The sequence below is a fragment of the Roseateles sp. GW821-FHT09G03 genome (assembly GCF_059416045.1).
The window spans coordinates 1,595,400-1,613,087 of record NZ_JBWKOK010000001.1 but is presented as its reverse complement, the minus strand read 5'-3'; the positions used below and the strand labels follow the sequence as shown (position 1 = coordinate 1,613,087).

General features: G+C 68.2%; 21 protein-coding genes. 14 read left to right on the top strand and 7 right to left on the bottom strand.

The features are described from left to right. Positions 1–854, top strand: an 854-nt coding sequence (locus AC07OZ_RS07245; RefSeq protein ID WP_495466461.1) for a calcium-binding protein, incomplete at its 5' end; no start/stop codon positions are given. Between the two features lie 209 nt (positions 855–1,063). Continuing rightward, on the top strand, positions 1,064–1,861 hold the full coding sequence (locus tag AC07OZ_RS07240) for an N-acyl homoserine lactonase family protein (protein WP_495466460.1): 798 nt from the start codon (positions 1,064–1,066) through the stop codon (positions 1,859–1,861). A gap of 40 nt (positions 1,862–1,901) precedes the next feature. Here the strand turns inward: AC07OZ_RS07240 and AC07OZ_RS07235 are convergent, their stop codons facing one another. After that, positions 1,902–4,100 (bottom strand): OsmC domain/YcaO domain-containing protein, encoded by a 2,199-nt coding sequence (locus AC07OZ_RS07235; protein ID WP_495466459.1) that lies wholly within the window; start codon positions 4,098–4,100, stop codon positions 1,902–1,904. An 87-nt stretch (positions 4,101–4,187) separates the two neighbouring features. On the opposite strand from AC07OZ_RS07235, the gene AC07OZ_RS07230 reads away from it, so the two are divergent. From AC07OZ_RS07230 to AC07OZ_RS07220, 3 genes are all read left to right on the top strand, one after another. Beyond that, positions 4,188–4,631, top strand: a complete 444-nt coding sequence (locus AC07OZ_RS07230) for a helix-turn-helix transcriptional regulator (RefSeq protein WP_495466458.1) — start codon at positions 4,188–4,190, stop codon at positions 4,629–4,631. An 84-nt stretch (positions 4,632–4,715) separates the two neighbouring features. After that, a complete protein-coding gene (locus AC07OZ_RS07225; RefSeq protein WP_495466457.1) occupies positions 4,716–5,129 on the top strand; it encodes a VOC family protein in 414 nt (137 codons plus the stop codon). A gap of 185 nt (positions 5,130–5,314) precedes the next feature. After that, entirely contained in the window at positions 5,315–5,692 is a 378-nt protein-coding gene (locus tag AC07OZ_RS07220; protein ID WP_495466499.1) for a DUF1801 domain-containing protein, read from the top strand. 59 nt (positions 5,693–5,751) lie between these two features. On the opposite strand, the gene AC07OZ_RS07215 is transcribed toward AC07OZ_RS07220, so the two are convergent. From AC07OZ_RS07215 to AC07OZ_RS07200, 4 genes are all read right to left on the bottom strand, one after another. Further along, positions 5,752–6,171 (bottom strand): VOC family protein, encoded by a 420-nt coding sequence (locus AC07OZ_RS07215; RefSeq protein ID WP_495466456.1) that lies wholly within the window; start codon positions 6,169–6,171, stop codon positions 5,752–5,754. Positions 6,172–6,382: 211 nt separating this feature from the next. Next, positions 6,383–6,985 (bottom strand): alpha-ketoglutarate-dependent dioxygenase AlkB, encoded by a 603-nt coding sequence (locus tag AC07OZ_RS07210; protein ID WP_495466455.1) that lies wholly within the window; start codon positions 6,983–6,985, stop codon positions 6,383–6,385. A gap of 138 nt (positions 6,986–7,123) precedes the next feature. Continuing rightward, on the bottom strand, positions 7,124–7,480 hold the full coding sequence (locus tag AC07OZ_RS07205; RefSeq protein ID WP_495466454.1) for a hypothetical protein: 357 nt from the start codon (positions 7,478–7,480) through the stop codon (positions 7,124–7,126). Positions 7,481–7,548: 68 nt separating this feature from the next. Further along, positions 7,549–8,079: a gamma carbonic anhydrase family protein gene (locus tag AC07OZ_RS07200; protein WP_495466453.1), complete on the bottom strand. Its 531-nt coding sequence runs from the start codon at positions 8,077–8,079 to the stop codon at positions 7,549–7,551. 172 nt (positions 8,080–8,251) lie between these two features. Between AC07OZ_RS07200 and AC07OZ_RS07195 the strand changes: the two genes are divergently transcribed. The 5 genes from AC07OZ_RS07195 (at position 8,252) to AC07OZ_RS07175 (ending at position 12,128) form a co-directional block, all read left to right on the top strand. Further along, positions 8,252–8,527 carry a hypothetical protein gene (locus AC07OZ_RS07195; RefSeq protein ID WP_495466498.1) on the top strand — a complete coding sequence of 92 codons (276 nt, stop codon included), beginning with the start codon at positions 8,252–8,254 and terminating at the stop codon, positions 8,525–8,527. A 117-nt stretch (positions 8,528–8,644) separates the two neighbouring features. Next, positions 8,645–9,649, top strand: coding sequence for a threo-3-hydroxy-L-aspartate ammonia-lyase (locus AC07OZ_RS07190; protein WP_495466452.1), 1,005 nt, complete (start codon positions 8,645–8,647; stop codon positions 9,647–9,649). Between the two features lie 172 nt (positions 9,650–9,821). Next, entirely contained in the window at positions 9,822–10,790 is a 969-nt protein-coding gene (locus AC07OZ_RS07185; RefSeq protein WP_495466451.1) for a M15 family metallopeptidase, read from the top strand. Between the two features lie 175 nt (positions 10,791–10,965). Beyond that, positions 10,966–11,433, top strand: a complete 468-nt coding sequence (locus AC07OZ_RS07180) for a hypothetical protein (protein WP_297529972.1) — start codon at positions 10,966–10,968, stop codon at positions 11,431–11,433. A 71-nt stretch (positions 11,434–11,504) separates the two neighbouring features. Continuing rightward, complete coding sequence (locus AC07OZ_RS07175) at positions 11,505–12,128, top strand: phosphohydrolase (protein ID WP_495466450.1); 624 nt, start codon at positions 11,505–11,507, stop codon at positions 12,126–12,128. A gap of 16 nt (positions 12,129–12,144) precedes the next feature. Here AC07OZ_RS07175 and AC07OZ_RS07170 read toward each other — a convergent pair whose 3' ends face one another. Then, positions 12,145–12,792: a TetR/AcrR family transcriptional regulator gene (locus AC07OZ_RS07170; protein ID WP_495466449.1), complete on the bottom strand. Its 648-nt coding sequence runs from the start codon at positions 12,790–12,792 to the stop codon at positions 12,145–12,147. Positions 12,793–12,910: 118 nt separating this feature from the next. Between AC07OZ_RS07170 and AC07OZ_RS07165 the strand changes: the two genes are divergently transcribed. From AC07OZ_RS07165 to AC07OZ_RS07150, 4 genes are all read left to right on the top strand, one after another. Further along, complete coding sequence (locus AC07OZ_RS07165; protein ID WP_495466448.1) at positions 12,911–14,005, top strand: dipeptidase; 1,095 nt, start codon at positions 12,911–12,913, stop codon at positions 14,003–14,005. Next, positions 14,002–16,083 (top strand): amidohydrolase family protein, encoded by a 2,082-nt coding sequence (locus AC07OZ_RS07160; RefSeq protein ID WP_495466447.1) that lies wholly within the window; start codon positions 14,002–14,004, stop codon positions 16,081–16,083. The genes AC07OZ_RS07165 and AC07OZ_RS07160 overlap by 4 nt, the downstream gene beginning before the upstream one ends. 74 nt (positions 16,084–16,157) lie before the next feature. Continuing rightward, positions 16,158–16,553 carry a hypothetical protein gene (locus tag AC07OZ_RS07155; RefSeq protein ID WP_495466446.1) on the top strand — a complete coding sequence of 132 codons (396 nt, stop codon included), beginning with the start codon at positions 16,158–16,160 and terminating at the stop codon, positions 16,551–16,553. Further along, a complete protein-coding gene (locus tag AC07OZ_RS07150) occupies positions 16,550–16,957 on the top strand; it encodes a RidA family protein (protein ID WP_495466445.1) in 408 nt (135 codons plus the stop codon). Before AC07OZ_RS07155 ends, AC07OZ_RS07150 begins: the two co-directional genes overlap by 4 nt. Positions 16,958–16,972: 15 nt before the next feature. Here AC07OZ_RS07150 and AC07OZ_RS07145 read toward each other — a convergent pair whose 3' ends face one another. Then, positions 16,973–17,524, bottom strand: coding sequence for a hypothetical protein (locus tag AC07OZ_RS07145; RefSeq protein WP_495466444.1), 552 nt, complete (start codon positions 17,522–17,524; stop codon positions 16,973–16,975). Between the last annotated feature and the right edge of the window lie 164 nt (positions 17,525–17,688).

Genomic DNA, 17,688 nt, shown 5'->3' with positions numbered 1-17,688 from the left:
TCGCCACGCGCGAAAGCTCGAACCTGGTGTTGAGCATCGCCGGCACGACCGACAAGATCACGATCGGGTCCTTCTTCAACAACGATGATCCGCGCAGCGTCTACAACCCGGTACAGCAGGTGCGGTTCGCCGACGGCACGACCTGGGGCATCGACGACATCCTGTCGCGCTACTTCGGGGGCACTGCGGGCAACGATTCGATCAGCGGCACTGTGAGCGCCGACGTCATCCGTGGCCAGGCCGGCAATGACTCGCTATCAGGGAACGGCGGCAGCGACACCCTGTACGGCGGGGAGGGCAACGACACCCTCAACGGCGGCGACGGCAACGACGTCCTCGAAGGCGGTGTCGGTAACGACACGCTGTATGGTGGCAACGGCAACGACACCTACGTGTTCGGCCGCGGTGACGGGCAGGACAGCATCCAGTCGAAATACGACTCGTCGTCTTCGAAGCTGAACGTCCTGCAGTTGAAGGACGGCATCTCGTCCGGTGACGTGACCACGACGCGCTCCGGTGAAAACCTGGTGATCGGCATCGCAGGAACGACGGATACCGTCACCGTGTCGGCGTTCTTCTACAACTCGGGCAGCCCGTCCAACAACTACAACCCGCTGCAGCAGATCCGTTTCGCCGACGGCACTGCCTGGTCGCTCGCCGACATCGACAACAAGGTGAAGGGCCTGCCGATGTCGAGCGCCTCGGCGCGGACCGCCAACACCGATCGTCAGGCGGATGCGCTCATCTCGGCGATGGCGTCGTTCTCGGGGGCGTCGGCCACGGCCTCCCACGCCGCGATGCCAAGCTACTCGACCAGCAACAGCGATGCGCTGATGGCCGTGTCGACGCGTTGATCGGCTGACTGCGTCCCCGAACATCCCGGCGCCAGCGTGCCGAGGTGTTCGGGAAGCCGGCGCCGTTACTCACGACGGGACCCTTCGGGGTCCCGTTTCTTCTTGGATCGTTCGAATCGCTTCAAGGCCCAGGCGGACTGGGCGCATGAAGACGTGAGCACGCCCCGTCGGTTCATGGCTATCATCCCCGCGATCAAGGAGACGACGACATGACCACACGCTTCTGGATGGCGCTCACCGCGGGCGCACTTTTCTCCCTGTCGGCGGCGGCCCAGGAGGTCACGTTGACGCGGCTCGACTGCGGCAACGGGACCAACGACCCGCGGCGCTTCAGCGACACCTTCGCCTACACCGAGACGAGCAAGCCCTTCACCTTCAGCTGCTACGTCATCCGGCACGGCTCCGACGTGATGGTCTGGGACACCGGCTACCTGCCGGGCTCCGCGCCCAACGCGACCAACAAGCCGCTGGGCGATCTGCTCAAGCAGATCAAGGTCGATCCCGCGGACGTGAAGTTCGTCGGCATCAGCCACTTCCACGCCGATCACACCGGCCAGGTGAGCCTGTTCAAGAACGCGACGCTGCTGATCGGCAAGGCCGACTGGGAAGCCATCAACGCGACGCCGCCGATGGCCGGAGCGAACGCGAAAGGCTTCGCCGAGTGGATCGCCGAGAAGCGCAAGGTCGACGCGCTGACCGCGGACAAGGACGTCTTCGGCGACGGCACCGTCATGGTCCTGCGCGCGCCGGGCCACACGCCGGGTCACAGCATCCTGCTGGTCCGTCTGAAGGAAATGGGGCCGGTGATCCTCAGCGGGGACTCCGTCCACTTCCACGAGAACTACGAGCACGACGGCGTGCCCAGCTTCAACGACGACCGCGCGCAGACGCTCGCCTCGATCCAACGCGTGAAGCAGATCGAGAAGAACCTCAAGGCCACGGTCATCATCCAGCACGACCCGCGCGACATCGGCAAGCTGCCGGCCTTCCCGGCGGCGGCGAAGTAGGGCCAGGTGTCGGAGGCGAGCCCGTCGGGCTCCCCCGATGTCAGCGGGCCGCTGCGGCGGCCCGCGCCACGTGCAGCTTCCGGTAGCTGTCGATCAGGCGGTGATGCCGGTCGAGGCCTTCCAGCTTCATGCTCGTCGGCGTCAGGCCGTAGAAGCGCACGCTGCCGTCCGCGGATCCGAGCACCGCGTCCATGCGCTCGTCCCCGAACATCCGGCGGAAGTTGACGACGTAGTCGTCGAGTTCCAGCTCGTCGTCCAGCAGCACTTCCAGCACGACGTTCACGGCCTGGTAGAACAGGCCGCGATCGACCGTGTTCTCGTTGTATTGCAGGAAGGCCCCGACCAGTTCCTGCGCCTCCTCGAGCTGCCCCAACGCCAGATGGATCAGCAGCTTCAGCTCCTGGAGGGTCAACTGACCCCACACCGTGTTCTCGTCGAAGTCGATGCCGATCAGCGTGGCGATGTCGGTGTAGTCGTCGAGCTCGCTGTCTTCGAGGCGCTCCAGCAGCGCCGCCAACTGCTCATCGTCCAGCCGGTGCAGGTTGAGGATGTCGGCGCGGAACGCCAGGGCCTGGTTGGTGTTGTCCCAGATCAGGTCCTCGACCGGATAGATCTCCGAATAGTCCGGCACCAGGATGCGGCAGGCCGTCGCGCCGAGCTGGTCGTACACGGCCATGTAGGACTCCTTGCCCATGTCGTCGAGGATGCCGAACAGCGTGGCGGCCTCCTCGGCGTTCGAGTCGGCGCCCTGGCCGGAGAAGTCCCACTCGACGAACGCGTGATCGGCCTTGGCGCTGAAGAAGCGCCACGACACGATGCCGCTGGAATCGATGAAGTGCTCGACGAAGTTGTTGGGCTCGGTGACGGCGTTGCTCGCGAAGGTGGGCCGGGGCAGGTCGTTCAGGCCTTCGAAGCTGCGGCCCTGCAGCAGTTCCGTCAGGCTGCGTTCCAGCGCGACCTGCAGGCTGGGATGCGCGCCGAAAGACGCAAACACGCCGCCGGTCCGCGGGTTCATCAGCGTCACGCACATCACCGGATAGACGCCGCCCAGAGACGCGTCCTTCACCAGCACCGGGAAGCCCTGTTCCTCCAGGCTGCGGATGCCGGCCACGATGCCGGGGTACTTGTCCAGCACGGCCTGCGGCACGTCGGGGAGGGCGATCTCGCCTTCCAGGATCTCGCGCTTGACGGCCCGCTCGAAGATCTCGGACAGGCATTGCACCTGCGCTTCCGCCAGCGTGTTGCCGGCGCTCATGCCGTTGCTGACGTACAGGTTCTCGACGAGGTTGGACGGGAAATAGACCGTCTGGCCGTCGGACCGCCGCACATAAGGCAGCGCGCAGATGCCGCGCGCCACGTTGCCCGAGTTGGTGTCGATCAGGTGCGAGGCGCGCAATTCGCCGTCGGGGTCGTACCAGGCCAGGCAGCGCTCGTCGAGCAGGCCTTCAGGGAGCGCATCGTCCGGGCCGGGCTTGAACCAGCGCTCGTCCGGGTAATGCACGAAGGCGGCGTTGGCGATGTCCTCGCCCCAGAACACGCCCGCGTAGAAGTGGTTGTTGTTCAGGCGCTCGATGTATTCGCCCAGGGCCGAGGCGAGGGCGCTTTCCTTGGTGGCCCCCTTGCCGTTGGTGAAGCACATCGGCGAATGCGCGTCGCGGATGTGGAGCGACCACACGTTGGGCACCAGGTTGCGCCAGGAGGCGATCTCGATCTTGATGCCCAGGTTCGCCAGGATCGCCGTCATGTTGGCGATGGTCTGCTCCAGCGGCAGGTCCTTGCCCGGGATGTAGGTCGCCGCCGTCGCATCCGGATTCAGCGTCAGCAGGGCCTGCGCGTCGGCATCGAGGTTCTCGACCTCCTCGATCACGAACTCCGGCCCGGCCTGCACCACCTTCTTGACCGTGCAGCGGTCGATGGAGCGCAGGATGCCCAGGCGGTCCTTCTCGGAGATGTCCGCCGGCAGCTCGACCTGGATCTTGAAGATCTGCTGGTAGCGGTTCTCCGGGTCGACGATGTTGTTCTGCGAGAGACGGATGTTCTCGGTCGGGATGTCGCGGGTGACGCAGTACAGCTTGACGAAGTAGGCCGCGCACAGGGCCGAGGACGCCAGGAAATAGTCGAACGGACCCGGCGCCGAGCCGTCGCCCTTGTAGCGGATGGGCTGGTCGGCGATGACCGTGAAATCATCGAACTTGGCTTCCAGGCGAAGCTTGTCGAGAAAGTTGACCTTGATTTCCATGCGGGGACTCTTCTGCGGGTTATCCAGCATTATCGCGGGCGGACTCCGCAGGCCCTGGGAGACGGGACCCGCGGATAGGATGTCCGGATGACCTGTCCCGAGACCCCCGACACCCGCCTGCGCGACCTCGCGCGCCTGCGACGCGTGCGGGACCGCATCGACCGCGAGTACGCCCAGCCGCTGGACGTCGAGGCGCTGGCGCAGGGCATCGGCATGTCGGCCGGCCACCTCAGCCGGCAGTTCCGGCTGGCCTACGGCGAGTCGGTCTACGCCTACCTCATGACCCGACGCATCGAGCGTGCCATGGCGCTGCTGCGCCGCGGCGACCTCAGCGTCACCGAGGTCTGCTTCGAGGTCGGCTGCTCCTCGCTGGGCACCTTCAGCACGCGCTTCGCCGAGCTGGTCGGCGTACCGCCGAGCGTCTACCGCCGCGACTCGGCGTCCGAGGCGGAAGGCCTGCCGTCCTGCGTCGCCAAGCAGGTGACGCGTCCGATCAGGAATCGAGAAGCGCCGGAGAAATCGTCCCCCTAGACTGCGTTCCAAGGGTCCGGACCCCGGCGGCGACGGCCGCCAAGCCCTCTGACAACACCTGGAATCACTCATCTGGAGACAAGCATGGACATCACCATCCACTCGACCTTCCTGCCGCACACGGACCCCGAGGAATCGCTGGCCTTCTACCGCGACGGGCTGGACTTCGAGATCCGCAAGGACGTCGCCTTCGGCGGCAACCGCTGGATCACGATCGGGCCGAAGGGCAGGCCGGACACCTCGATCGTCCTGTTTCCGCCGAACGCCACGCCCGGCCTCACCGACGAGGAGAAGCGCACCATCGCCGAGATGATGGCCAAGGGCACCTACGCGATGCTGCTGCTCGGCGCGAAGGACCTGGACGCGACCTTCCAGCGCCTGCAGTCGCGGGACGCGGAGATCGTGCAGGAGCCTATCGACCAGCCCTACGGCGTGCGTGACTTCGGTGTGCGTGACCCGGCGGGGAACATGATCCGTATCCAGCAGCTCAAGAACTGACCCCGGAGACCCGCATGCCCAGCACCACCGATCCGAAGAAGAAGCCCTTGGCCGGCGCCGCGAAGACCTCCGCCAAGCACGCCGCGACGTACGTGGCGAAGAAGACGGTCAAGCCGGCCGTCAAGAGCACCTTCAGAAGCGGCGCGCCCAGCGACGACAACGTCCCCGGCGTGAATGCCTCCAAGATGATCGACGCCCGGATCGAGGAGCTCGGCGACTGGCGCGGCGAGATGCTCGCGCGGCTGCGCAAGCTGATGAAGGAGGCGGTGCCGGGCGTCGAGGAAACGTGGAAGTGGCGCGGCACGCCGGTGTTCGAGCACAACGGCCAGATCTGCACCGGCGAGACCTACAAGGAGGTCGTGAAGATGACCTTCGCGAAGGGCGCGAAGCTGGCGGATCCGTCCAGGCTCTTCAACTCGAGCTTGGACGGCAACGCGCGCCGCGCCATCGACATCCGCAAGGGCGAGAAGATCGACGAGACGGCGTTGAAGGCGCTGTTCAAGGCGGCCGCGGCGCTGAACGACGCGGCCGCCAAGCCGAAGAAGGCCAAGCCGGCGGCTTGAGTCCGCCTGCCTGGTTCCTCAGCCTTCGGTCATCCGCCTTCAGGCGGGTCGTCGAGCTCTCAGCCCTGCTGGCTCGCGAAGGTCCTGCGGAACTCCGGCGCCGCGTCCTCGCGGGTGTTGACCTCGAGCATCAGCCGTCCCGGCATCCAGCAGAAGAAGCGCGAGCCCCGCGCGTGCGAGATGAGCTTCGTCTCCATCGGCACACCCGCGCCGACCATGTCGGCGTGGATGCGCTGGAGGTCCGTCAGCGTCGAGACTTCGACGCCGATGTGGAAGTTGCCGGGCCAGGTGATGTCGCGGTCGCGGGCGTCCTCGAGGACGATGTCGAGCGCGTCCTTCTTCACGACGCGGCTGCTGCCCATCGCGAGCACGGCAAAGCCGAGGAACTGCTCGAAGAAGGCAGCGGTCGCGGGGACGTCGTGGGAGGGGAAGCTCAGATGGTTGAGCGTGGAACGGACCGTGGTGGAATGCGTGGTCATGGTATGCCTGTGCGCAAGCCGGCACGACGCTGAGGCGTCGGAATGCCAGTGGGGTTGCGCGTTGGCTGACGTAAACGCTTACGGCCCGGTGCAGATCAGTTCAGAACGAAACGACTGCGGAGCGGTTGTCATCGTAGTGGCGACGCGCGAACACGGTCAAGCGCGGCGATGCCGACGGGCCGGTCGCCGTGCGATCAGCGGATGAGCGCCTTCATCGATCCCGCCGTGCGGTGCGGAACGTGATCGACCAGCGCAGCCGCTCCACCGGTGAGACGCTGTGCTGCCACGCCCATCGCGAGGGGCCTCGCAGCGCGTAGATCGATCGCGGCTCGACGCTCACCTTGATGACGTCCGCGCGCTTGGGCGCATCGGGCGGGTAGGGGCGGAAGCGCAGCGTCGCGGATGCGCCGAGCGACACGCCGAAGACCTCTTCGAAGTCGGGCACGTCGCGATGCCAGCCCAGTGGCGTGCCGGGCGAATACTCGGCCACCAGCGCATGCACGAGCGCCTCCGGCGCGATGCGGGCCCATTCTGCGACGCGTCGCCGCAGCGGCTGCAGTTCCTCGATGAGCGCCTGCGCCGGACGCAGCCGGTTGCTGTCGTAGTCGAAGCTGCCGCCGTAGCTGACGACGCGACGCCGGGCGGTGTACTCCTTGTACTGCGCGGCCCCCAACGGCAGCGAACGGACCAGCGCGATGAGCGCGCATTCCTCGTCGGACGACAGGAAGCCCGAGCGATACGCCATGCCTTCAGGCAACGCGTCGGCGGGCGGGTCGAGGTCGTCGAAGAGGGAAGTCTGGTCGGCAGCGGCCATGCGGCAGTGTTCCGGCAGGTCAAAATCCGCCGCTGTGGAAACAGGGAGGACGGATGACCGAAGAAGTCATCAAGAAATCACTCTGGCGCGAGTGGGGCGTCCTGATCGGGTTCGCGGTGGCAAGGGCAGCGGCTCAACTCAATCGCCCGACACGAAGTACACCATCCGCCATTGCCCATCGATGAGCTTGAATCCGGCACGATGGCCCAGCTTCGTGGAGGCCGGGCACTGTACGATCTCTTTGGAGATCCATCCGCACGGCATCCGCGTCGCCTTCGCGAGCGCCGGCATCGCCGAAGGATCGGCCTTCCATGCTTCGACGGCCTGGTCGGCGCTTCCGTCGCCACCGAAGCTCCAGGTGAAGTCCTCGACCATCATGGCGCGCAAGGCGGAGACATCGCGCTGCGCGGCCGCGATTCGGATGCGCTCAAGCGCTGGCGCGAAATCTTCCGGCAATGTGCGCGGCGCCGCCAGGGCCGAGGAAGTGGCGAGCACCCCGCACAGGAGGAGCGCCCCTGCGCGCCTGGCCGGTTGGAGGTGAGGACAGAAGAGCGAGAACATCCTCAAGCGCCCAGGTAGTTGTCCTTCACCCGGATGTAATGCTCGGCCGAGTACTTCAGGTAGGCCATCTCATCGGCGGTGAGTTCGCGCACGGGCATCGCGGGTCGGCCCATGTAGAGGTGGCCGCTCTTGAGCACCTTGCCCGGTGACACCAGGCTGCCGGCGCCCAGCATCACGCGGTCCTCGATGACGACGTCGTCCATCACGATGCTGCCCATGCCGATCAGGCACTCGTTGCCGATGCGGCAGCCGTGCAGGATGACGGAATGGCCGACCGTCACGTGGTCGCCGATGATCAGCGGCGAGCCTTCCGGCTTCTTCGGGTGCTTGTGCGAGACGTGCCCCATCGTCAGGTCCTGCACGTTGGTGCCGGTGCCGATCACAATGCGGTTCACGTCGCCCCGCAGCACCGCGTTGCACCAGACCGAGCTGTCGGGACCGAGGGTGACGTCGCCGATCACCTGGGCGGATTCATGGACGAAGACGCGCTCGGCGAGCACCGGGGCGGTAGCGAGGTAAGGGGACAGCGGCATGGCGGGCGAGGGCGGGCAGCGGAAGAAGACAACCATTGTCGCGGCGTCGAAGAAGACCGTCGCGAAGCCTGCTGCCAAAACGCCCAAGAAGCCGGCTGCGAAGCCCGCCGTCAAGGCGCCGCGCGAGAAGCGCCATCACCATTACGTCTACGTCGTCGAGCTCGCCGACCAGGTGTGGAACGAGCCGCGCTTCCGCAAGGCGAATCCGGACTACCGGCTCGGCATGCCCTTCGTCTACGTGGGCATGACGGGGCTCGATCCCGACCTGCGCTTCGACAAGCACAAGGCCGGCATCCAGTCCAACCGCTTTGTCTTCGACTACGGCCTGCGCCTGCTGCCGCAGCTGTACGAGGTCTACAACCCGATGCCCTACGAGGCCGCGCGGGAGATGGAGGTCGAGCTCGCCATCGGCCTGCGCGAAGCGGGCTACGGGGTCTGGCAGGCCTGAACGACAAGCGCAATGGCCGATGCAACGGCCAACGGACGGCCCGCTGAATGGCTCGCCCGACACTGTTCCGATACAGCCCTGCGGCATGATGTCCCGGCCCTTCGTTCAGGAGCAGAGATGAGCGCCACGTCCCCCAACGCCGCCACGCCCGTGGCCCTTCCGACCTACGCCGACGTCGAGGCCGCCGCCCGCCGCATCGACGGCCACGCGCATCGCACGCCGGTGCTGACCTCGCGCACCGTCGACGAACTGATCGGCGCGCAGGTGTTCTTCAAGTGCGAGAACTTCCAGCGCATGGGCGCCTTCAAGTTCCGCGGCGCGTTCAATGCGCTCTCGCGCTTCACGCCGGAGCAGCGCCGCTTCGGCGTGGTCGCGTTCTCGTCGGGCAACCACGCGCAGGCGATCGCCCTGTCGGCGCGCATCCTCGGCATGCCGGCGACCATCGTCATGCCCCAGGACGCGCCCGCCGCCAAGATCGCCGCGACGCGCGGCTATGGCGGTCAGGTCGTCCTCTACGACCGCTACACCGAGGACCGCCAGCAGATCGGCCGCGACCTGGCCGAGAAGCATGGCCTGACCCTCATCCCGCCCTTCGACCATCCCGATGTGCTGACGGGGCAGGGCACCGCCGCGAAGGAGCTGTTCGACGAGGTCGGTCCGCTCGACGCCGTCTTCACGCCGCTGGGCGGCGGCGGCCTGCTGTCGGGCACGGCGCTGTCGACCCGCGCGCTCTCGCCGAAGGCGACGCTGTACGGCGTCGAGCCCGAAGCGGGCGACGACGGCCAGCAGTCGTTCCGCAGCGGCGCCATCGTCACCATCGATACGCCGCGCACCATCGCCGACGGCGCCCAGACGCCGCACCTCGGCGACATCACCTTCGCGCTGATCCGCCAGCACGTCGACGACGTCCTCACCGCGACTGACGCGGAACTGGTCGACGCCATGGGCTTCTTCGCGTCGCGGATGAAGATGCTGGTCGAGCCGACCGGCTGCCTGGGCTTCGCCGCGGCGAAGGCGATGAAGGACCAGTTGAAGGGCCAGCGCGTCGGCATCGTGATCAGCGGCGGCAACGTCGACATGGCGCGCTTCTGCGAGCTGGTCGGCGCCGCGGCGGCGGCATAGCGGGCGCTCGGGACGCGCGGGGCGCTCCGGTCCTTCCGTGCGCTCCGCGTTACCGCCCGTCACAGCTGCGAGGGACGCGAGGCCGTCGGCGTGACCTTGGTCAATGTCGCGGTCGGAGGCCGATGCCCAGAATGCAATCGCCATCCGTTTTCGACAGCAAGGGGATCCTCGCGTGCAAGCTCATCTCATCGATTCCGTCGGCGCCGCCGGCAAGAACCGCAAGGCCGACGTCGAATCCGTACAGCGTCTGCTGACGGCCCGCCAGCTCTACCGCGGTCGCGTCGACGGCCTGTGCGGCCCGCTGACGGTCGACGGCATCCTGCGCTTCCAGCGCGGTTTCATGAGCAAGCCCGACGGCCGTGTCGATCCCAACGGCGGCACCTTCCGCCGCCTGAGCGCCGCCGCCCCGGCCACCAGCACGCACGCCGCGTCGCCGGCCGCCCGCGTGGCGCCCGCTGCGGTTTCCCGCCCGGCAGCTGCCGCCTCGCATCCCGCGGCCACCCACACCGCCACCTCCGCCCCGGCCACCAGTGCCGGCAGCACCTCCGCGGCGACGCCGCAGAACGTCGCCGCCAGCGGCGATGCCGGCAGCGCCCGCGCCCTGCTGACCACGCTGGTGCCGCGCCCCGACGCGCACACGATGAACCCCGGCCTGGTGGCCGTGTCCTCGTCCTACATGGTCCAGTCGCTGGGCCAGCCGCGTCACTCGTACACGCAGGACTGCCAGCCGCTGACCAACGAGAAGCTGAAGAAGCACATCGTGTCGAAGTCGGTGGGGCCCTTCCGGGCGACCGGCCTGGACCTGGCCGTCGACAGCCTGGCCGCCGTGATGGAAGACATCCGCAAGGAACAGCCCGCCGTCTACGCGGCGCTGGGCACCGCCGGCATGCTCTGCTGCCGCAACATCCGCGGTTCGACGACCGGCATCTCCAACCACTCGTGGGGCACGGCGATCGACCTGACCCTCAACGGCGTCCTGGACCGTCGCGGCGACAGCAAGGTGCAGGTCGGCCTGACGCTGATCGCGCCGATCTTCAATCGCCATGGCTGGTACTGGGGCGCCGCGTTCCGCACCGAGGACGCGATGCACTTCGAGGCCAGCCGCTCGCTGGTCGCGCAGTGGGCGCCGCGTCTGGTCTGAGTCATCTCCCGGCGTCCTGCTGCCCGAGCGACCTGCTGCCCGGGCGGCGGCCGTGGTCGCCGGTCCCGGGCGTCGGTTCCGACCGCCCGGGGGCGCCGCCTGCCGCGACACCCGTTGTTTCAATCTCCGTGACGCGCGCCCACCGGTGCGCGTCGCCGCATGGATACTCGTCATCATGAAGCTCCGCCTGATCTCTGCTTTCCGCCTGCTGGCCCTGTCGGGCCTGGTGATGACCGCCGCCTGCCAGCCCACGCTGGCCGCCTGCAACGTGGCCACGCTGCCCGACGGCTGGGCCGCGGGATCGGCACGCTGGGACGGCGCCTGCGCCGCCGACCGGGCCGACGGCCTGGGCGTGCTCAAGGAGCAGCAGGGCGCCGCCGTGAAGCGCATGTTCCTCGGCCGCGTGGCCAAGGGCGAACTGGCGCTGGGTGTCGTCGACATCCCCGACCAGGGCTACATGGCCGGCCGTTTCGAGCAGGGCAAGCTCGTGCCCAGCGAGGACCGCCAGGTGTTCATCCAGGCCTTCGACGAGGCCGCGAAGGCCGCGACGTCCGTCGCCGACCGCTTCGAGAAGGCGGGCAATGCCGCCTCGGCGAAGTTCTACCGCGCCAAGGCCAAGGCCCTGCGCGAGCAGATGGACTGAGCACGCGGCGGCCGCCGCGGCGGTCGTCCCTGCTGACAGCGCGTGTCCCGGCGCTCGCTACAGTCGATCGCATGACCGACAGCCCCCGCGCCTGGATCCGCCTGCCCTCCGGGGCCGCGCTCGACCTGATCAATCCGTCCCCTGACGCCTGGACCGACGAGGACCTCGCGCTGCGCCTGGCGCGCACCTACCGCTGGGGCGGTGAGTCCGTCTGGCCCTGGCCGCTGTCGGTCGCGCAGCATTCGCTGCTGGTGCTCGCGCTGCGCCGCTCTTGGGCGGAGGAGGCCGGCGAGCCCTTGTCGCCCGCGCTCCAGCGCGCCGAACTCCTGCACGATGCCGAGGAGGGCTTCCTCGGATTCGATTGCATCTCGCCGCTCAAGCGCGTGCTGGGCGAGCCCTTCCGCGTGGTTGGCGACCGGCTGATGGCGGCGATCGCCGTCCGATATCAGTTGCCCGCGTGGACGCCCGCCACGCACGCGACGCACAAGCGCGCCGACAGCACCGCCGCCGCGACCGAGGCCGTGCGCTGCACGGGTTGGTCCGAGCGCGAAGTGCGCGAGGTGCTGGGCATCACCCATCCGGTGCTGGATGCGGATCCGCTGCACGCCGCCTACGGCGGTACGCCGTGGGAGCCGTGGCCGTCCGATATCGCGGCGGGGCGATTCCTCGAAGCGCTGCGTCGGCTCAACACCTGACCCCAGGCGACGCCGCTCAGATGTGCCGTGCGATGGACCGCCAGGCGGCCTCTGCCAGGATCGCTCCCCGGTCCGCCGGGCTCGCCAGCCGGCGACCCGCCAGCCACGATCGGCTGTACCACTCCGCCGCCCCCAGCACGAGCGCCGGGATCAGCTCTTCCGGCAGCGGCATCACGCGCCCGTACTTCACGTCGCGCGCGAAACACGCGTCGATCGGTCCATAACGGGTCGCCATCCGCGTCCGCAGGTCATCCCCGAACGGCCCGCCCGCGACGACTTCGCGGGCGATGAAGTAGAAGCGCGCCAGGTCCGCATGCTCGGTGATCCACTCCACATAGGCGGTGATCAGGGCGTCGACCACCGCGTGGCTGTCCTCCAGTCCGCCGATCCGGGCCGCGATGGCGCGGCTCTGGTCGTCGACCGCCGCGAACAGCAGCGCCGCGACCACGCCTTCCTTGTTCTTGAAGTGGTGATAGATCGTGCCCACACTCTGGCCGCTGGCCGCGCGCAGGTCGTCGATCGTCGTGGCCTCGATGCCGCGCGCGTTGAACGCGGACAGGGCCTGCGCCAGGATCAGCCGCTTGGTCTCGGCGCGGTCGTCCGGGTAGGCGGCCTTCAGTACTTGCTCGGTCCTCGCGACGGCCTTGGCGGTCTTCGTGGGCATGATTAGAATAATCTTCTAGAGTTGTCGGCGGTCCCGTCCGGGGAACCCGTCCAAGGAATTGGAGACCGCGGGGCAATAAGCGCGATCATCCCTCAAAGAACATGGTGTCCACGCACGCATGAAGCCCTCGTTGCTGCCCGTCCTGAACGCCCTCGGTGTCCTGGACAACCCAAACCGGCAATTGCAGCCGCAATTGCAGCCGCATTCGCAGCCGACTCCCGGCGATCGTCAGAAGATGGCGTACGCCAGCAGCGCGCAGGACGTCGATGCGCGTTCGCTGGACGACGCGCTGGCGTCGGGGCTCTATGCGGTCAACGTGACGCTCGGGCATGTGGCCGGGAGCGACGATCCGCGCACCGCCACGGAGCGCGACATCGCCGGCTGGGACTCGTTCATCGCGGCGCATCCGCAGTTGCTCAAGGTGGGCAGGGGCGAGGACCTCGCCACTGCGCGTCGGGAGGGCCGCATCGGCGTCATCTACGGTTTCCAGAACACGGAGATGCTGGGTACCGACGTGGCCGCCGTGGACCACTTCGCCGACCTGGGCGTACGCGTGATCCAGCTGACCTACAACGGCCGCAACGCGGTCGGCTGCGGCGCGACGGTGCCTGACGACGACGGCCTGAGTGCCTTCGGCGCCGAGGTCGTCGAGCGCCTGCAGCAGCGGCGGGTGCTGGTCGACCTGAGCCACAGCAGCGAGCGCACCTGCCTGGACACGCTGCGGCGGGCCACGCACCCGGTCGCGATCACGCACACCGGTTGCCGCGCGATCGCCGATCACCCGCGCAACAAGAGCGATACCGAGCTGCGCCTGCTCGCCGAGCGAGGCGGCGTGGTCGGGCTGTACTTCATGCCCTACCTGCGCCTGAGCGGCCAGCCGCATGCGGAGGACCTCATCGCGCATCTGGAGCACGCGATCGACGTCTGCGGCGAGGACCACGTCGGCCTGGGCTCCGACGGCGGCAGCACGCACTACGACGACATGGCCGCCTACCGCAGGCACCTCGAGGACGAGATCGCGCTGCGCCGCAGCCTGGGCATCGGCGCGCCGGGCGAGACGGCGGACGTGGGCCTGTTCCTGCCGGACCTGTGCGGGCCGGACCAGTACCAGCAGCTGGCGCGGCTGCTGTCGGTGCGTGGCCACCGCGCGGCGCGCATCGAGAAGATCCTGCACGGCAACTTCCGCCGGCTGATGACGGAGACCTGGGAATGAAGACGACGCATCGAATCACGCTGCTGGCGGCCCTGTGCGCCGGGCTGTGGGCACCGGCGGCTCGCGCGCACGACGATCACGAACGCCAATGGGCGCCGACGGCCGCCGACGCGCAGGCGGCGCAGGCTGCCTTGCCCGCGCCGCAGGTCCTGCCGGGCGCGAAGGCGCTGATGTCGCAGGTCCAGATCCACGGCATGACCGTCGGCCGCCAGGCGCTGAGCCGCCACGGCGACGAGGTGCTGGTCGACTACGCCTTCAGCGAGCGCGGCCGCGGCGATCAGCTCCGCGCGCGATGGACGCTCGATGCGCGCGGCCTGCCGCTGCGCTACGAGGCCGAAGGCAACGACTACTGGAAGGTCCCGCTCACGGAACGCTTCGATCGCGCGGACGGCAAGGCGTCCTGGAAGAACCGCGTGGAGCAGGGCGGCACGGCGTGGCCGGAGGCGGGGGCGTTCTACCTGCCCGCCAACGCGCCGCCGGAGTTCACCGGCGTGCTCGCCCGCGCGCTGCTGAAGGCGCCGGGGCAACGCCTGGCCCTGCTGCCGGCCGGTGAGGCGACGCTCACGAAGGGGCCGACGATCGCGGCGGGAGGACGTCGGCTGACGCTGCATCTGATCTCGGGCATCGACTTCACGCCGGTGGCCGTGTGGCTCGACGAACGCCAGCAGACGGCGGCCGTGATCGACGACTGGTTCGAGGTCCTGGAAGCGCGTGACGTGCCGGCACTGGCGCGGTTGTCCGCCGCGCAGCGCGACGCGGACAAGCGCTGGTCCGCCGACCTCGCGAAGCGGATGACGCATGTGCCGCAGGGCGACCTGCTCATCCGCCATGCGCGGCTGTTCGAGCCGCGCGATCTGATCGCACGCGAAGACATGCGGGTGCTGATCCGCGGCGGCTTCATCGTGCGCGTCGAGCCCGACGACGGATCGCCGGCGCCCGCAGGCACCGAGGTCATCGAGGCCGCTGGCCGATTCCTGATGCCGGGGTTGTGGGACGTGCACCAGCATTTCTCCGGCACGGACGGCGTCTTCGACTTGATCGCCGGCGTGACCAGCGCGCGCGACATGGCCAACGACAACGTTCCGCTGATCGAGCGCGTGAAGCGCTTCGATGCCGGCACCGAGCTCGGCCCACGCGTGGTGAAGGCCGGCATCGTCGAAGGCGTCGGTCCGCTGGCCGGCCCGACCGACGTGCGCGTCGAGACCGTCGAGCAGGCGCGCAAGGCGGTCGACTGGTACGCCGATCGCGGCTACGAGCAGATCAAGATCTATTCGTCCTTCAAGCCGGAGCTGGTGCGACCGATCGCCGACATGGCGCATGCGCGCGGACTGCGCGTCAGCGGCCACGTGCCGGCGTTCATGCGGGCGGGGCAGTTCATCGACGCGGGCGCGGACGAGATCCAGCACCTGAACTTCATCGTGCTGAACTTCTTCCCCGAGGTCGCCGACACGCGCGGCAAGGACCGCTACACGGTGATGGCGGAGAAGCTGCTGCAGCTGGACCTCGACAGCGCGCCGGTGACGGGTTTCATCGCGGAGCTGCGGCGCAGGCACACGGTGCTCGATCCAACGGTCGCGATCCTGGAGGGCTTGTACTCGGGCGCGCCGGGCGAGCCGCCGGCGGCGCTGAAGGGCATGGTCGAGCGCTTCCCGCCGACCGTGCGACGGCGGCTGCTGTCCGGCGCGGTGGCGGTGCCGCCGGGCAAGGAGGAGGCGTACCGGCAGGCGCTGCCGCGGCTGCTGCAGCTGGTCAAGCGACTGCACGACGGCGGCGTCACGCTGATGCCGGGCACGGATGCCTTCGCGGGCTACACGCTGCATCGCGAGCTGGAGCTCTACGTGCGCGCGGGCATTCCCAACGCGGAGGTGCTGCGCCTGGCCACGCTGACGCCGGCGCAGGTGCTGGGCGTGGCCGGCCAGCGCGGCGAGATCGCGGCGGGCAAGCAGGCGGACATGGTGTTGCTGGACGGCGATCCGCTGAAGGACATCGCCGCGCTGCGGCAGGTGGTGAAGACGATCAAGGCGGGAAGGGTGTTCGATCCGGCGCAGCTGGAGGCGGCGATGGGGATGACACGATGAACGAGGGGGCTACGAAGTCGATCGATGAGCTCAACGCCTACATCGATCAATGCCACGCGCAAGGCCTGTACATCGTGGAAACGATCAAGGCCGTGAGGCTCAAGTTCTCGATCGGTTTGCGGGAGGCCAAGGAGGTCGTCGCCGCTCGTCCCTGCTGGAACGAGATCGTCCGCGCTTCAGAGCCGTTGCAGCGGGAGGCGATCCGCATCGCGAGCGGCGAAGCTGATCGCGAATTGGTGGAGATGATCGAGCGATTCCTCCGTGGGGAGGACGTGTCGATGGCTGCGGCAAATGCGCTTGAAGCCGCACTGGAGGACCATGCCGACGGCGACGAAGCGATCGAGGACGCGGCGTTGATGCTGGCGTCCTACCGCCCCGGCGGCGGCGACTTCCTGTACGACGAGGACGTCATGAAACAGCCACTCGCCAAGGCGATGGAAAGATTGCGGACACGAAGGGATCACCCATGACCGTTCAACCCGATGCCATCCACCGCTTCAACAGCGGCCTCATCCTCCCCGCCAGCGTGCCGTTCCCCGAGGGCACGGCCTTCGGGCCGTTCGTGTTCCTGTCGGGTCAGCTGGGCAACAAGCCCGGCACGCTGGATCTGGTCGAAGGCGGCATCCGCGCGGAAGCGCTTCAGACGCTGCGCAACATCGAGACCGCGCTCCATGCGCAGGGCCTCGGCGTCGAGCACCTGATGCGCTGCACCGTGATGCTCGCCGACATGGCGGAGTGGGGCGTCTTCAACGAGGTCTACCGCGCGTTCTTCGGCGACCGGCCGCTGCCGGCGCGCAGCGCGTTCGGCTGCAACGGGCTGGCGCTGGGCGCGCGGGTTGAGATCGAATGCATCGCCGCGCGCGCGGCGCCCTGACCGAGGATTCGAGTTTTATGGGGCCGGTTGGAAGGCCACGGCAGTGACGACCCGGGTGGCCTGGTTGTAGTGATCCGACGTGACGATCAGCGCCGTCGTTTCTTCCGACAACCTGTAGCCCTCGGGGCAGACCCGGTTGGTCGACGTGAAGCTGTACGGCAGCGTCGAGGCGTTGGGGTTCGTCGAAAGGACGAAGCAGGTGCCCTCGATGGGGCGCGTGATGACGGGGCTGTCGATCGTGCCTGTCGTCGTGTTCAGCGTGAAGCCGGCAGGCAGTCCGAACTGTGCATCGCGGACCTCGACCTTCAACCCAGTGAGGCAGGCTTGCGTCATGCCACGCGGCTGCAAGGTCCAGGTGCTGCGTTGGTTCAGCTTGTAGGTCAGCGCGTCCTGCGCCGTCTGACCCGTGAGCGGCACGCTGGGCGTGTAGTACACCGTGGGGCGGTCACCCGTGACCTTGCAGTCATCGTCCCCGCCACCGCCGCAGCCGTTGAGCAGCGCCCCGACGGCCAACGCCGCCAGAACGGCCATCACGCCGCGTCCCCAGGACTTCGAAATCCACGCCATCACCCACTCCCCGACTTGTCGTGTTTGTTGCTGAAGGGGCGGGATGCTAAAGGGGGCGCGTGTGGCTTCCGCGCGAAAGCGTCCCCCGCGTCGGGGGAGTCGCTGTGATGGATGCCGCAGTGGCATCGCTACCACTCGATGCGGCGCCGATCGAAGACCGCGCG

What these genes read in the sequence shown, in the direction of transcription:
- AC07OZ_RS07240 (WP_495466460.1), top strand. Translation starts at nt 1,064, where the DNA reads ATGACCACACGCTTCTGGATGGCGCTCACCGCGGGCGCACTTTTCTCC.
- AC07OZ_RS07235 (WP_495466459.1), bottom strand. Translation starts at nt 4,100, where the DNA reads ATGGAAATCAAGGTCAACTTTCTCGACAAGCTTCGCCTGGAAGCCAAG.
- AC07OZ_RS07230 (WP_495466458.1), top strand. Translation starts at nt 4,188, where the DNA reads ATGACCTGTCCCGAGACCCCCGACACCCGCCTGCGCGACCTCGCGCGC.
- AC07OZ_RS07225 (WP_495466457.1), top strand. Translation starts at nt 4,716, where the DNA reads ATGGACATCACCATCCACTCGACCTTCCTGCCGCACACGGACCCCGAG.
- AC07OZ_RS07220 (WP_495466499.1), top strand. Translation starts at nt 5,315, where the DNA reads ATGATCGACGCCCGGATCGAGGAGCTCGGCGACTGGCGCGGCGAGATG.
- AC07OZ_RS07215 (WP_495466456.1), bottom strand. Translation starts at nt 6,171, where the DNA reads ATGACCACGCATTCCACCACGGTCCGTTCCACGCTCAACCATCTGAGC.
- AC07OZ_RS07210 (WP_495466455.1), bottom strand. Translation starts at nt 6,985, where the DNA reads ATGGCCGCTGCCGACCAGACTTCCCTCTTCGACGACCTCGACCCGCCC.
- AC07OZ_RS07200 (WP_495466453.1), bottom strand. Translation starts at nt 8,079, where the DNA reads ATGCCGCTGTCCCCTTACCTCGCTACCGCCCCGGTGCTCGCCGAGCGC.
- AC07OZ_RS07190 (WP_495466452.1), top strand. Translation starts at nt 8,645, where the DNA reads ATGAGCGCCACGTCCCCCAACGCCGCCACGCCCGTGGCCCTTCCGACC.
- AC07OZ_RS07180 (WP_297529972.1), top strand. Translation starts at nt 10,966, where the DNA reads ATGAAGCTCCGCCTGATCTCTGCTTTCCGCCTGCTGGCCCTGTCGGGC.
- AC07OZ_RS07175 (WP_495466450.1), top strand. Translation starts at nt 11,505, where the DNA reads ATGACCGACAGCCCCCGCGCCTGGATCCGCCTGCCCTCCGGGGCCGCG.
- AC07OZ_RS07170 (WP_495466449.1), bottom strand. Translation starts at nt 12,792, where the DNA reads ATGCCCACGAAGACCGCCAAGGCCGTCGCGAGGACCGAGCAAGTACTG.
- AC07OZ_RS07165 (WP_495466448.1), top strand. Translation starts at nt 12,911, where the DNA reads ATGAAGCCCTCGTTGCTGCCCGTCCTGAACGCCCTCGGTGTCCTGGAC.
- AC07OZ_RS07160 (WP_495466447.1), top strand. Translation starts at nt 14,002, where the DNA reads ATGAAGACGACGCATCGAATCACGCTGCTGGCGGCCCTGTGCGCCGGG.
- AC07OZ_RS07150 (WP_495466445.1), top strand. Translation starts at nt 16,550, where the DNA reads ATGACCGTTCAACCCGATGCCATCCACCGCTTCAACAGCGGCCTCATC.
- AC07OZ_RS07145 (WP_495466444.1), bottom strand. Translation starts at nt 17,524, where the DNA reads ATGGCGTGGATTTCGAAGTCCTGGGGACGCGGCGTGATGGCCGTTCTG.